The following is an 11,963-nucleotide window of genomic DNA, read 5'->3' on the forward strand; positions in this document are numbered from 1 at the left end:
CCGATGTCCACCGCCGAACCCGACCTGAGGGCACAGGACTTGCACCTCGGATACGACGACCGGGCCGTCGTATCCGGCCTCGACCTGGCGGTCCCGCCCGGCCGGATCACCGCCATCGTCGGCGCCAACGCCTGCGGGAAGTCGACCCTGTTGCGCGCCCTGGCCCGGCTGCTGGCCCCGCGCGAAGGAGCGGTCAGTCTGGACGGCCGGGCCCTGCACGCCATCCCCACCCGGGAGTTGGCCCAGCAGCTCGGCATCCTCCCGCAGTCACCCGTCGCCCCCGAGGGCCTCACCGTCATCGACCTGGTGAACCGGGGCCGCTCCCCGCACCAGACGTGGTGGCGGCAGTGGACCAAGGCGGACGAGCAGGCGGTGCACGACGCGCTCGCCGCCACCGGCACCACCGACCTGGCCGACCGTGCGGTGGACGAACTCTCCGGCGGCCAGCGCCAGCGCGCCTGGATCGCCATGGCCGTCGCCCAGGGCACCCCGGTCCTCCTCCTCGACGAGCCGACGACGTACCTCGACCTCGCCCATCAGATCGACGTCCTGGACCTCGTCGTCGACCTCAACCGCCGCGAGGGACGCACGATCGTCATGGTCCTGCACGACCTCAACCAGGCCTGCCGGTACGCCGATCACGTCATCGCGATGAAGAAGGGCAGCATCGTCGCCGAGGGCGCCCCCGCCGACGTCATCACCGCCGCCACCGTCGAGGACGTCTTCGGCCTCCGCTGCCAGGTCACCACGGACCCGGTCAGCCGCACCCCGCTGGTGATCCCGGTCGGCCGCCACCACACCCCGGAGCCGGACGGGCCCGGGAAGACACTCGCCTGACGGGCTGCCGTACACGTCGCACGCGTACGGCAGCCCGCCCCGGCTTCAGATGCCGGCCGACGCCATCTCGATGATGGAGCGGTAGTACGCCGCCGTCGAGACCACGCACGCCCGGTAGGTGCGGTTGTCCTTCACCACCAGGAAGTAGTCCCGCAGGTTCTTCCAGTATTGGACCAGATAGCCGAGACCGGGCACGAAGCCCGGCGGCCGGGGCACCAGGGAGAAGGCCTCGGAACAGTGGAGGATGCGCTCGGTGGCCTGCGAGAGTACGTCGGCGACCTCGGCGTTCATGTTCCAGCCGGCGGCCAGCTGCGGCGTCCAGATCGCGCCCGCGATCTCCCTCAGGTGCTCCTGCTCCTCGGGCGTCGGATCGGCCTGGATCCGCAGGACCTGCACCGAGGGCGCGGTGCCGCTGTTCCCCGTTGCCAGGGCGGGTGCGGCCGCGCCGACGGCGAGGAGAGCCCCGGACAGCGCGAGCGCCATCGCCGGAATCGTCGCGGCCTTACGTCTTCTCATGATGCGTCCCCTCACGATCGCCCACCGTGTCGGCGGAGCTGCGTACGGTCACTTACGCGAAGTGACGCTGGCACGGCGCCCGTTGCCCGTCAACGGCGCCTGATCGGCCGTTCAGGAAGTGCCGCACGACCCCCTTGCGTCATTCGGCAGGCACCCGGTGGATCACCCGGAATGGCCCACCGCACCGAACCGTGATTGGCCCGGGAATCCGCGCCAATCCCTTCATAGGCTCGAACCCATGAGCACCCACGACCGCACGACCGTCGATTTCTACTTCGACCCCGCCTGCCCGTTCGCCTGGATCGCCTCCCGCTGGATCCTGGAGGTGGAGCAGCTGCGCGACCTCGACCTCCGCTTCCGCCCCATGAGCCTGTACCTGCACAACCAGGGCAACGAACTGGCCCCCTGGTACCGCGAGTTGGTCGACAAGTCGATCGGCCCGGTCCGGGTCGCCGTCGCCGCGTCCGCCGCCCACGGCGACGGCGTCCTCCGGGACCTCTACACCGCGCTCGGCACCCGCATCCACCAGCACAAGGAGGAGGACTTCGACGCGGTCATCGCCGCCTCCCTCGCCGAACTGGGCCTTCCCGCCGCCCTGTCGGAGGCCGCGCACTCGACGGCGTACGACGAAGAGGTGGCCCGCAGCCACGACGCGGGCAAGGACCCGGAGCAGGACGCGTACGTGGGCACACCGACGATCCACGTCGACGGCACGGTCTGGTTCGGCCCGGTCCTGAACGCGATCCCGCGCGGCGAGAAGGCGGCCGAACTCTTCGACAGCTTCCGGGTCCTCGCCAACCACGAGGGCTTCTTCGAGCTCAAGCGGGCACGGTCGGGGGGCCTGTCCTACGAGTGAGCTGCAAGGCCCCTCACGCCGACAGCGAAGCCCTCACCGTCACCCGCGCCTCGTCGTACCGGTCCAGCAGCAGCCGCGCCAACTCCGGCGCCGGGCCCAGGACATCGGCCAGCACGTCCGCGCCGGCCGCCTCGGCGCCCGCCGTGATGCGGTCCGGGAGGCGGCCGGGGGCGATGACGTACGGGGCCACCGCCACCCGGTCGACGCCCTCGGCGCGCAGGGCCCGTACCGCGTCCTCGGTGCGGGGAAGGGATGCGGAGGCGAACGCAGGCCGCACGGCGCACCAACCGGTGTGCCGCAGCTCCCGCGCGATTTCAGCGATCACTGCGATCGCCTCCGGGTCGGATGATCCCGCCGAGGCCAGGACGAGCCCGGTCCGGGGGAGGTCGCCGGGGCGGACCCCGGCCTCCCGCAGCCGCCGCTCCAGGGTGGCGTTGAGCAGCGGGGAGGGGCCGAGCACGTCGGACTGCCGGATGTGCAGCCTCGGCAGCCGGGCGCGGGCCTCGCGCAGGACCGAGGGGATGTCGGTCTTGGCGTGGAACGCCCGGGTCAGGAGGAGCGGCAGGGCGATGACCTCGTCGGCCCCCTCCGCGGCCAGGCGCTCCAGCACCCGGGGCACGGAAGGGGCGTTGAACTCCAGGAACCCGGTCTCCACGCGCAGCCCCGGCCGCTGCGCCCGTACCCGCTCGGTGAGCGCGTGCACGGTCGCGGCGTGCCGAGGGTCGCGGCTGCCGTGGGCGATGACGAGGAGGACGGGGTGGGACATGGCGTGACTCAGTTCTTGACGAGGAGACCGCGGCTGCGCAGCACCCACCGCTCCAGCGGACTGAAGATCAGCAGGTCGATCGCGATGCCGACGAACAGGATGAGCAGGATCGAGAGGAAGATCCCGGGCATGTCGAAGTTGCTGCGGCCGTTCTCCAGCAACTGACCGAGCCCCAGACCCAGTTCGGGCGAGGAGGCGATGATCTCGGCGGCCATCAGCGAACGCCAGGAGAACGCCCAGCCCTGCTTGAGGCCCGAGAGATAACCGGGCAGCGCGGCCGGGAGCACGATGTGCCAGGTGCCCCGGATGCCGGTCGCGCCCAGCGTGCGGCCCGCCCTCAGGAACAGCGGCGGCACCTGGTCCACGCCCGAGACCAGCCCGTTGGCGATCGAGGGCACCGCACCCAGCAGGATCACCGCGTACATCATGCTGTCGTTCAGCCCGAGCCAGATGACCGCCGGGGCCACCCACGCGACCGACGGCAGCGACTGGAGCCCGGCCAGGATCGGCCCGATCGCGGCCCGGATCAGCTTCACCCGGGCGACCAGCAGCCCCAGCGGCGTACCGATGGCCACCGCGAGGAGGAAGCCCAGCAGACCGCGCGAGACGCTGGTCCAGACGACCTCGAGGAGCGTGCCCTTGAGCCACAGGTCCTTCGCGCTGTCCCACACCGCCGACGGCGGCGGCAGCTTGTAGACCTCGGTGACCTCGGCCCGGACCAGCAGCTCCCAGACGATCAGGACCAGCGCCACCGCCACCACGGGCGGCAGCACCTTGCTCTGGAGGACCTCGCGCACCGGGGTGCGGCGGATCTGCACCGCGTCCAGCGCGTCGAGACCGGCCTCCAGACCGGCCAGGTCGTCCGGCTTCGCGTCGACGGGGCCGGCCGCCCCGTCCGGCCGTTTCCGGTCGGACGTGATGTCAGTGCTGGCCATGTCGGCGGATCTCCCCACGCAGTTCTTCGGTGATCTCGACGGACAGCTCCGCCACGGCGGTGTCCTCGATGCGGCGCGGCTGCTCGATGTCGACCGTCCACTGCCGGGCGATCCGGCCCGGCCGGGACGACAGCAGCACGACGCGCTGCGCGAGCCGTACGGCCTCGCGCACGTTGTGCGTGACGAAGAGGACCGAGGCGTTCGTCTCGCGCCAGATCCGGGTCAGCTCGTCGTGCAGCACATCGCGGGTGATGGCGTCCAGCGCCGCGAACGGCTCGTCCATCAGCAGCAGTTGGCTGTCCTGGGCGAGCGCGCGGGCCATCGCGACCCGCTGCCGCATACCGCCGGACAGCTCGTGCACCCGCTTGCCGTACGCGCCGCCGAGGCGGACGAGTTCGAGCAGCCGCTCGGCCTCGGTACGGCGCTCCGACTTGGCGACCCCGCGCAGCCGCAGGGCCAGTTCGATGTTCTTGCCCGCGGTCAGCCACGGGAAGAGGGCGTGCTCCTGGAACATCAGGGCCGGCCGCCCGCCGGGGGTCTCGATGGACCCCGCGGACGGGCGGTCGAGTCCGGCCACCAGGTTGAGCAGCGTCGACTTACCGCACCCGGAGGCCCCCAGGAGGGTGACGAACTCACCCGGAGCGACATCGAGTGAGATGTCGTCCAGGACGAGCTGTTGACCCGTGGGTCCGGCGAAGGACTTCGAGACGTGCGAGAGACGGGCGGCGTACTCGACCGTCGTACGGTCCTCGGCCTTGGTGAGGGTGGTGGTCGCCATGGTCGTCACCTCCTGGGAATCCTGGGTCCGGTACGGGTTACTTGACGCCGAGACCGGCGTCGGAGACCTCGGTCTGACCCTCGGCCTTGAGGATCTTGTTCAGCGGGCCCAGGTCGTAGATGCCCTCCAGCTTCGGGTTCTCCAGCAGACCGGCCTTCACCGAGTACCCCGCCTGCGTCTTCAGCGTGGTGGCCAGCGGGTCGTTGGTGAACTCGACGGACTCCCACGCCGGGTCGAGGATCTCCTGCGGCAGCGGCTTGCCGCTCAGCTTCTCCAGCGCCTTGTTGGCGGAGGCCTTGGCCTCCTCCGGGTTGGCGTTGATCCACTTGTTGGTGGAGACCGAACCCTTGATCACGGCCTCGACGACGTCGGGGTGCGCGTCGAGGAACTTCTGCGACACGATGATGTGCGTGATCACGAACTTCTTGTCCGGCCACAGGTCCTTCTCGTCGAGGAGCACCTTCGCGCCCTCGGAGACCAGCTTGGACGCGGTCGGCTCCGGGACCCACGCGCCGTCCAGCGAACCGGACTTGTAGGCGTCGGGCGTCACCTTGTTGTCCGAGCGGACCACGGAGACGTCGCCCTTGCCGCTCTGCGGGTCGACCTTCCAGCCCTTCTCGGAGATCCAGTTGAGGAAGGCCACGTCCTGCGTGTTGCCGATCTGCGGTGTCGCGATCCGCTTGCCCTTGAGGTCGTCCAGGGTCTTGATCTTCTCCGGGTTGACGACCAGCTTCACCCCGCCGGAGGCCGAACCCGCCACGATCCGCAGCCCCTTGCCCTGGGACTTGACGTAGGCGTTGATGGCGGGGGAGGGGCCGATGAAGCCGATGTCGATCGATCCGGCGTTCAGCGCCTCGATCTCGGAGGGCCCGGCGTTGAAGGTCGTGGACTCGACCTTGGTGCCGCCCAGCTCCTTCTGGATGGTGCCTTCCTGGATGCCGACCAGGGCGGTGGCGTGCGTGAGGTTCGGGAAGTAGCCGATCTTCACGGTGTCCGCGGAGAGCTTCTTCTCACCGCTGGAGACGTTCGCCTTCTTCGCGTCGTCGTCCTTGGCGTCGGAACCGTAACCGCAGGCGGTGGCGGCCAGGGCGAGCAGCGGCAGGGCCGCGACAGCGGCGATGGAGCGGCGAACGGTGGAACGGGGGGCAGGCACGGGAGGCTTTCCTCTCGTTGGCCCGGTGCTCGCGTCCCGCTGGTGGTCAGGGGGGCGCGGCCGGGAGATCGGCAGGTCTTCGGCGGTACGGGCGGTGCGGATGGTGCGGGTGGGCGCGCAAGCGGTGCGCGTACGTCATCACGCACATCGCCCCACGCCTCCCTGGCCGCTGCCGAGGGCGCCGCTGCCCACGCGGCCGCCCTCCTTCGCGAAGGTGGAGAAGAAATCGGTCACGGTCAGAAGTCCCATTCGGCGTCGTCGTCGGCCACGACCGGTTCCGGGGCCGTGGCGAACGCGGCGCCCGCCATGCCGGCGCTCAGCGTCGTACCGTCCGCCGGGTCGATCAGCAGGAACGATCCGGTACGCCGGGAGTCGGCGTACGCGTCCAGTGCGAGCGGCTCGGCGGTCCGCACGACGACCCGGCCGATGTCGTTGGCGACCAGCTGCCCGGGCGCCGGGTGCTGGGAGAGGTCGTCCAGGGTGAGCCGGGACGGGATGTCCTTGACGATCGCCTTGACCGTACGGGTGGTGTGCTTCAGCAGCACCCGCTGGCCCACCGAGAGCGGCTGGTCGGCCACATGGCAGACGGTCGCCTCGACGTCCTGGGTGACCGGCGGCGCGTCATCGGCCGGGGCGATCAGGTCGCCGCGCGAGATGTCGATGTCGTCGGCCAGCCGGAGCGTCACCGACTGCGGCGCCCAGGCGATGTCCACGCTCTCGCCGAGCGCGTCGATGCCGGTGATCGTGGTGGTGCGCCCCGAGGGGAGTACGGAGACGGACTCGCCGACGCGGAAGACCCCGGCGGCGATCTGACCGGCGTACCCCCGGTAGTCGGGGTGCTCGGCGGTCTGCGGGCGGATCACGTACTGCACGGGGAAGCGCGCGTGGCAGGCGGTGAGGTCATGGCTGACCGGGACCGTCTCCAAGTGCTCCAGGACGGTGGGCCCGCCGTACCAGTCCATGTGCGCCGACGGCTCCACCACGTTGTCCCCGGCCAGCGCCGAGATGGGGATCGCGGTGATCTCCGGGACGCCGAGGGAGGCGGCGTACGCGGTGAACTCCTCGGCTATCGCGGCGAATACAGGCTCCGCGTACTCGACCAGGTCCATCTTGTTGACGGCCAGCACCACGTGCGGGACGCGCAGCAGCGCGGCGACGGCGGCGTGGCGGCGGGTCTGCTCCACGACCCCGTTGCGGGCGTCGACCAGGACCACGGCCAGCTCGGCGGTGGAGGCGCCCGTCACCATGTTGCGGGTGTACTGCACATGGCCCGGGGTGTCCGCGAGGATGAACCGGCGCCGGGCGGTGGCGAAGTAGCGGTAGGCGACATCGATGGTGATGCCCTGCTCGCGCTCGGCCCGCAGCCCGTCGGTCAGCAGCGCCAGGTCCGGCGCCTCCTGGCCGCGGCTCAGCGACACCTGCTCCACGGCCTCCAGCTGGTCCGTGAGGATCGACTTGGAGTCGTGCAGCAGACGTCCCACGAGGGTGGACTTGCCGTCGTCGACCGACCCGGCGGTGGCGAACCTCAGCAGGGTGGTGGCCGACAGCTGCTCGGCGGAGAGAGCCGAGAGGATGGGTGTGGTCATGGTGGGCCTCTCTTGTGGATCAGGCCGGATCAGGGAGCGGGGTCTGGTGCCGTGCATCGCAAGGCGGAGGAGGGAGTCATGGCGGAGCCATGGCGAGTGACGACAACGCGGCGAGGTGCGGTGCCAGGGCACGCGAGCCCGGCATGATCCGCACGAGAGGCCCTCAGAAGTACCCCTCGCGCTTGCGGTCTTCCATCGCGGCCTCGGACATCTTGTCGTCGGCGCGGGTCGCGCCCCGCTCGGTGAGCCGGGAGGCGGCGATCTCGGTGATCACGGCCTCCAGCGTGGTGGCGTCGGAGTCGACGGCGCCGGTGCAGGACATGTCGCCGACCGTGCGGTAGCGCACCAGGCGGGTCTCGGTGGTCTCGTGCTCCTTGGGGCCGCCCCAGCCGCCGGCCGTCAGCCACATGCCGTTGCGGGAGAAGACCTCGCGCTCATGGGCGAAGTAGATCTCCGGGAGTTCGATGCCCTCGCGCTCGATGTACTGCCAGACGTCCAGCTCGGTCCAGTTGGAGATCGGGAAGACCCGGACGTGCTCACCGGGAGCGTGCCGGCCGTTGTAGAGCTGCCACAGCTCGGGGCGCTGGCGGCGCGGGTCCCACTGCGAGAACTCGTCGCGCAGCGAGAAGACCCGCTCCTTGGCGCGCGCCTTCTCCTCGTCGCGCCGCCCGCCGCCGAACACCGCGTCGAAGCGGTGCTGCTGGATCGCCTCGGTGAGCGGGACGGTCTGGAGCGGGTTGCGGGTGCCGTCGGGGCGCTCGCGGAGCTTCCCGGCGTCGATGTACTCCTGCACGGAGGCGACATGGAGCCGCAGCCCGTGCTTCTTCACCGTACGGTCGCGGTACTCCAGGACCTCGGGGAAGTTGTGCCCGGTGTCCACGTGCAGCAGCGTGAACGGCACCGGCGCGGGCGCGAACGCCTTCAGCGCCAGGTGCAGCATGACGATGGAGTCCTTGCCGCCGGAGAAGAGGATCACCGGCCGCTCGAACTCCCCCGCCACCTCACGGAAGATGTGGACCGCCTCGGACTCCAGGGAGTCCAGGTGGCTGAGCGCGTACGGGTTGACCGTGCCCTCCGGCACGCTGGTGACGGTGCTCACGCCAGGCCCCTCTCGGTGAGCAGCGCGTGGAGCGCCGCCGCTGACTCCTGCACGGTCTGCTGGTGCGATTCGATGCGCAGATCGGGCGATTCGGGCGCCTCGTAGGGGTCGTCGACCCCGGTGAGACCGCTGATCTCGCCCGCCGCCTGTTTGGCGTAAAGACCCTTCACATCCCGTACGGAGCACACCTCGACGGGCGTCGCCACGTGCACCTCCAGGTAGGTGGTGGACTCGGCGGCGTGCCGCTTGCGCACGGCCTCGCGGCTGTCGGCGAACGGGGCGATGACGGGGACGAGCACCTTCACGCCGTTGGCGGCGAGGAGTTCGGCGACGAAGCCGATCCGGGCCACGTTGGTGTGCCGGTCCTCGCGGGAGAAGCCGAGGCCCGCGGAGAGGAACTGCCGGATCTCGTCGCCGTCGAGTACCTCCACCTTGTGGCCCTCGGTCCGCAGCCGGCCCGCCAGCTCGTACGCGATGGTGGTCTTGCCCGCGCTCGGCAGACCGGTCAGCCAGATCGTGGCTCCCGTCTCCGTCACGCTCATCGAACTCTCCTGATCAGTCGTCATCAGCCGTGCAGCCCGCATTCGGTCTTGCCCCGGCCGGCCCAGCGGCCGGCCCGTGCGTCCTCGCCCTCCAGCACCCGGCGGGTGCAGGGCGCGCAGCCGACGGAGGCGTAACCGTCCATCAGCAGCGGGTTGGTGAGCACCCCGTGCTCCAGCACGTAGGCGTCCACGTCGTCCTGGGTCCAGCGGGCGATGGGGGAGACCTTCACCTTGCGGCGCTTGGCGTCCCAGCCCACCACCGGGGTGTTCGCCCGGGTGGGGGACTCGTCGCGGCGCAGCCCCGTCGCCCATGCGGCGTACGCGGTCAGGCCGTCCTCCAACGGCTTGACCTTGCGCAGCGCGCAGCACAGGTCGGGGTCGCGGTCGTGCAGCTTCTCGCCGTGCTCGGCGTCCTGCTCGGCGACGGTCTGCCGGGGGGTGATGGTGATGACGTTGACGTCCATCACCGCGTCCACCGCGTCCCGGGTCCCGATGGTCTCGGGGAAGTGGTAGCCGGTGTCCAGGAAGACCACGTCCACGCCCGGCATCACCCGGGAGGCCAGGTGCGCGACGACGGCGTCCTCCATGGAGGAGGTGACGCAGAAACGCGGCCCGAAGGTGTCGGCGGCCCACTTGAGGATCTCGGTGGCGGAGGCGTCCTCCAGTTCGCGCCCGGCCTGCTCGGCCAGCTCCTGGAGTTCGCGGTCGGTGAGCTCTCCGCTGATCAGAGTGTCCGTCATATCCGGTCCCCTTCACCGTCGTTGCGCTGAACGCCCCGGGTCAGCAGACCCAGGAACTTCAGCTGGAACGCACGGTTGCAGGAGGCACATTCCCAGGCGCCGTGACCGGTCTCGTTGGGGCGCAGGTCCTCGTCGCCGCAGTACGGGCAGTAGAACGGGGCGGCTCGCTCGCTCATGACAGCGACTCCGCACTGGCGCGCGCCGCCCAGGTCGCGAAGCGCTCGCCGTCCTCGCGCTCCTCCTGGAACCGGCCGAGCACCCGCTCCACGTAGTCCGGCAGTTCGGCCGAAGTGACCTTCAGGCCACGGACCTTGCGGCCGAACCCGGCCTCCAGGCCGAGCGCGCCGCCGAGGTGCACCTGGTAGCCCTCGACCTGGTTGCCGTCGCCGTCCAGCATCAACTGGCCCTTGAGACCGATGTCCGCGACCTGGATGCGGGCGCAGGCGTTCGGGCAGCCGTTGATGTTGATGGTGATCGGGTGGTCGAAGTCCGGGATGCGGCGCTCCAGTTCGTCGATGAGCGAGGCGCCGCGCGCCTTCGTCTCGACGATCGCCAGCTTGCAGAACTCGATGCCGGTGCAGGCCATCGTGCCGCGCCGGAACGGGGACGGCGTGACCCGCAGGTCCAGCGCCTCCAGACCGGCGACCAGGGAGTCCACCTGCTCCTCGGCCACGTCCAGCACGATCATCTTCTGCTCGGCGGTGGTCCGCACCCGGCCCGAACCGTGCTCCTCGGCCACCTCGGCGATCTTGGTGAGGGTGGCGCCGTCGACGCGGCCCACCCGCGCGGCGAAGCCGACGTAGAAGCGGCCGTCCTTCTGCCGGTGCACCCCGAGGTGGTCGCGCCAGGTCTGGGCGGGCTGCTCGGGCGCGGGGCCGTCGATCAGCTTGCGCTGGAGGTAGTCGTCCTCCAGGACCTGGCGGAACTTCTCGGCGCCCCAGTCCGCGACGAGGAACTTCAGGCGGGCGCGGGTGCGCAGCCGCCGGTAGCCGTAGTCGCGGAAGATCCCGATGACCCCGCCGTACACATCGGCCACCTCGTCCAGCGGCACCCAGGCGCCGAGCCGGACCCCGAGCTTGGGGTTGGTGGAGAGGCCGCCGCCGACCCAGAGGTCGAAGCCGGGGCCGTGCTCGGGATGGTTCACGCCGACGAAGGCGATGTCGTTGATCTCGTGCGCCACGTCCAGCTGCGGGGAGCCGGAGACGGCGGACTTGAACTTGCGGGGCAGGTTGGAGAAGTCGGGGTTGCCGATGAACCGGCGCTGGATCTCGTCGATCGCGGGCGTGCCGTCGATGATCTCGTTCTCGGCGATGCCCGCCACGGGGGAGCCGAGGATCACGCGGGGCGTGTCACCGCAGGCCTCGGTGGTGGAGAGGCCCACCTCTTCGAGGCGCCGCCAGATCTCCGGCACGTCCTCGATCCGGATCCAGTGGTACTGCACGTTCTGCCGGTCGGTGAGGTCGGCGGTCCCGCGCGCGAACTCCTGGGAGATCTCTCCGATCACCCGCAGCTGCTGCGTGGTCAGCCGGCCGCCGTCGATCCGGACGCGCAGCATGAAGAACTTGTCGTCCAGCTCCTCGGGCTCCAGCACGGCCGTCTTGCCGCCGTCGATACCGGGCTTGCGCTGGGTGTACAGCCCCCACCAACGCATGCGTCCCCGCAGGTCGTTGGGGTCGATGGAGTCGAAACCGCGCTTGGAGTAGATCGTCTCGATACGTGTCCGTACGTTGAGACCGTCGTCGTCCTTCTTGAACTGCTCGTTCCCGTTGAGGGGTGTGTGGTGGCCCACGGCCCACTGACCCTCGCCACGGTGGCGTCCGGCCTTGCGGCGGGGCGTGGTGGTCGCAGGCTGTTCCGGGGTAGCGGCCATGACAGTACGTCCTTCGGGACTGCAGGAGGGCGGCTCTGAACGGCGCACTCGCGCTGAGGCGCGGCGGTGCGCTGGGTTCGGGCAGAGATGTAAGAGGGTGCGGCGGTGCTGGGTCTCTCAGCCCGCCGGACAGATGGCGCTGGACATGCGGCCGAGGTCGACGTGGCGTCGACTCACCAAGGCAATTCCAGTTCCAGACATGACGGAAGCGTGTCACGCGGATCTCGGGGCAGTCCACCACTATCCACGATGTGGACGAGATGGTCTCGAAGGGTGAGACATTGT

14 protein-coding genes are annotated in these 11,963 nt (G+C 70.3%); 2 read left to right on the top strand and 12 right to left on the bottom strand.

Annotation, left to right across the window (positions count from 1 at the left end; translation table 11 throughout):
- Nucleotides 1–3 precede the first annotated feature (3 nt).
- Complete coding sequence (locus GTY67_RS28835) at nucleotides 4–837, top strand: ABC transporter ATP-binding protein (protein ID WP_093693041.1); 834 nt, start codon at nucleotides 4–6, stop codon at nucleotides 835–837.
- Between the two features lie 45 nt (nucleotides 838–882).
- Here GTY67_RS28835 and GTY67_RS28840 read toward each other — a convergent pair whose 3' ends face one another.
- On the bottom strand, nucleotides 883–1,353 hold the full coding sequence (locus tag GTY67_RS28840) for a hypothetical protein (protein WP_161280880.1): 471 nt from the start codon (nucleotides 1,351–1,353) through the stop codon (nucleotides 883–885).
- Nucleotides 1,354–1,591: 238 nt separating this feature from the next.
- Between GTY67_RS28840 and GTY67_RS28845 the strand changes: the two genes are divergently transcribed.
- Complete coding sequence (locus GTY67_RS28845) at nucleotides 1,592–2,209, top strand: DsbA family protein (RefSeq protein ID WP_093693039.1); 618 nt, start codon at nucleotides 1,592–1,594, stop codon at nucleotides 2,207–2,209.
- 13 nt (nucleotides 2,210–2,222) lie between these two features.
- Here GTY67_RS28845 and GTY67_RS28850 read toward each other — a convergent pair whose 3' ends face one another.
- The 11 genes from GTY67_RS28850 to GTY67_RS35585 form a co-directional block, all read right to left on the bottom strand.
- Complete coding sequence (locus GTY67_RS28850; protein ID WP_161280881.1) at nucleotides 2,223–2,975, bottom strand: sirohydrochlorin chelatase; 753 nt, start codon at nucleotides 2,973–2,975, stop codon at nucleotides 2,223–2,225.
- 8 nt (nucleotides 2,976–2,983) lie between these two features.
- A complete protein-coding gene (locus tag GTY67_RS28855) occupies nucleotides 2,984–3,910 on the bottom strand; it encodes an ABC transporter permease (protein WP_161280883.1) in 927 nt (308 codons plus the stop codon).
- Nucleotides 3,897–4,688, bottom strand: coding sequence for an ABC transporter ATP-binding protein (locus tag GTY67_RS28860; protein WP_161280885.1), 792 nt, complete (start codon nucleotides 4,686–4,688; stop codon nucleotides 3,897–3,899). The genes GTY67_RS28855 and GTY67_RS28860 overlap by 14 nt, the downstream gene beginning before the upstream one ends.
- Nucleotides 4,689–4,725: 37 nt before the next feature.
- Nucleotides 4,726–5,841: an aliphatic sulfonate ABC transporter substrate-binding protein gene (locus GTY67_RS28865; RefSeq protein ID WP_161280887.1), complete on the bottom strand. Its 1,116-nt coding sequence runs from the start codon at nucleotides 5,839–5,841 to the stop codon at nucleotides 4,726–4,728.
- Nucleotides 5,842–6,077: 236 nt separating this feature from the next.
- Nucleotides 6,078–7,427 (bottom strand): GTP-binding protein, encoded by a 1,350-nt coding sequence (locus tag GTY67_RS28875; RefSeq protein ID WP_093693033.1) that lies wholly within the window; start codon nucleotides 7,425–7,427, stop codon nucleotides 6,078–6,080.
- A 163-nt stretch (nucleotides 7,428–7,590) separates the two neighbouring features.
- Entirely contained in the window at nucleotides 7,591–8,526 is a 936-nt protein-coding gene (gene cysD, locus GTY67_RS28880) for a sulfate adenylyltransferase subunit CysD (protein ID WP_093693032.1), read from the bottom strand.
- On the bottom strand, nucleotides 8,523–9,092 hold the full coding sequence (gene cysC, locus GTY67_RS28885) for an adenylyl-sulfate kinase (RefSeq protein WP_161280889.1): 570 nt from the start codon (nucleotides 9,090–9,092) through the stop codon (nucleotides 8,523–8,525). The genes cysD and cysC overlap by 4 nt, the downstream gene beginning before the upstream one ends.
- Nucleotides 9,092–9,808 (bottom strand): phosphoadenylyl-sulfate reductase, encoded by a 717-nt coding sequence (locus GTY67_RS28890; protein WP_161280891.1) that lies wholly within the window; start codon nucleotides 9,806–9,808, stop codon nucleotides 9,092–9,094. The genes cysC and GTY67_RS28890 overlap by 1 nt, the downstream gene beginning before the upstream one ends.
- Nucleotides 9,805–9,984: a hypothetical protein gene (locus GTY67_RS28895; RefSeq protein ID WP_007449013.1), complete on the bottom strand. Its 180-nt coding sequence runs from the start codon at nucleotides 9,982–9,984 to the stop codon at nucleotides 9,805–9,807. Before GTY67_RS28895 ends, GTY67_RS28890 begins: the two co-directional genes overlap by 4 nt.
- On the bottom strand, nucleotides 9,981–11,678 hold the full coding sequence (locus tag GTY67_RS28900) for a nitrite/sulfite reductase (protein WP_161280892.1): 1,698 nt from the start codon (nucleotides 11,676–11,678) through the stop codon (nucleotides 9,981–9,983). Before GTY67_RS28900 ends, GTY67_RS28895 begins: the two co-directional genes overlap by 4 nt.
- Nucleotides 11,679–11,795: 117 nt before the next feature.
- Nucleotides 11,796–11,879 (bottom strand): putative leader peptide, encoded by an 84-nt coding sequence (locus tag GTY67_RS35585; RefSeq protein ID WP_309500612.1) that lies wholly within the window; start codon nucleotides 11,877–11,879, stop codon nucleotides 11,796–11,798.
- Nucleotides 11,880–11,963: the final 84 nt, after the last annotated feature.

The organism is Streptomyces sp. SID8374, from assembly GCF_009865135.1.
Taxonomy (GTDB): Bacteria; Actinomycetota; Actinomycetes; order Streptomycetales; family Streptomycetaceae; genus Streptomyces.

Excerpts from the sequence above, each read along its gene's own strand:
- GTY67_RS28840 (WP_161280880.1), bottom strand. The coding sequence starts at position 1,353 with ATGAGAAGACGTAAGGCCGCGACGATTCCGGCGATGGCGCTCGCGCTG.
- GTY67_RS28855 (WP_161280883.1), bottom strand. The coding sequence starts at position 3,910 with ATGGCCAGCACTGACATCACGTCCGACCGGAAACGGCCGGACGGGGCG.
- GTY67_RS28850 (WP_161280881.1), bottom strand. The coding sequence starts at position 2,975 with ATGTCCCACCCCGTCCTCCTCGTCATCGCCCACGGCAGCCGCGACCCT.
- cysC (WP_161280889.1), bottom strand. The coding sequence starts at position 9,092 with ATGACGACTGATCAGGAGAGTTCGATGAGCGTGACGGAGACGGGAGCC.
- GTY67_RS28845 (WP_093693039.1), top strand. The coding sequence starts at position 1,592 with ATGAGCACCCACGACCGCACGACCGTCGATTTCTACTTCGACCCCGCC.
- GTY67_RS28890 (WP_161280891.1), bottom strand. The coding sequence starts at position 9,808 with ATGACGGACACTCTGATCAGCGGAGAGCTCACCGACCGCGAACTCCAG.
- GTY67_RS28895 (WP_007449013.1), bottom strand. The coding sequence starts at position 9,984 with ATGAGCGAGCGAGCCGCCCCGTTCTACTGCCCGTACTGCGGCGACGAG.
- GTY67_RS28835 (WP_093693041.1), top strand. The coding sequence starts at position 4 with ATGTCCACCGCCGAACCCGACCTGAGGGCACAGGACTTGCACCTCGGA.
- GTY67_RS28900 (WP_161280892.1), bottom strand. The coding sequence starts at position 11,678 with ATGGCCGCTACCCCGGAACAGCCTGCGACCACCACGCCCCGCCGCAAG.
- GTY67_RS28860 (WP_161280885.1), bottom strand. The coding sequence starts at position 4,688 with ATGGCGACCACCACCCTCACCAAGGCCGAGGACCGTACGACGGTCGAG.
- GTY67_RS28875 (WP_093693033.1), bottom strand. The coding sequence starts at position 7,427 with ATGACCACACCCATCCTCTCGGCTCTCTCCGCCGAGCAGCTGTCGGCC.
- GTY67_RS35585 (WP_309500612.1), bottom strand. The coding sequence starts at position 11,879 with ATGTCTGGAACTGGAATTGCCTTGGTGAGTCGACGCCACGTCGACCTC.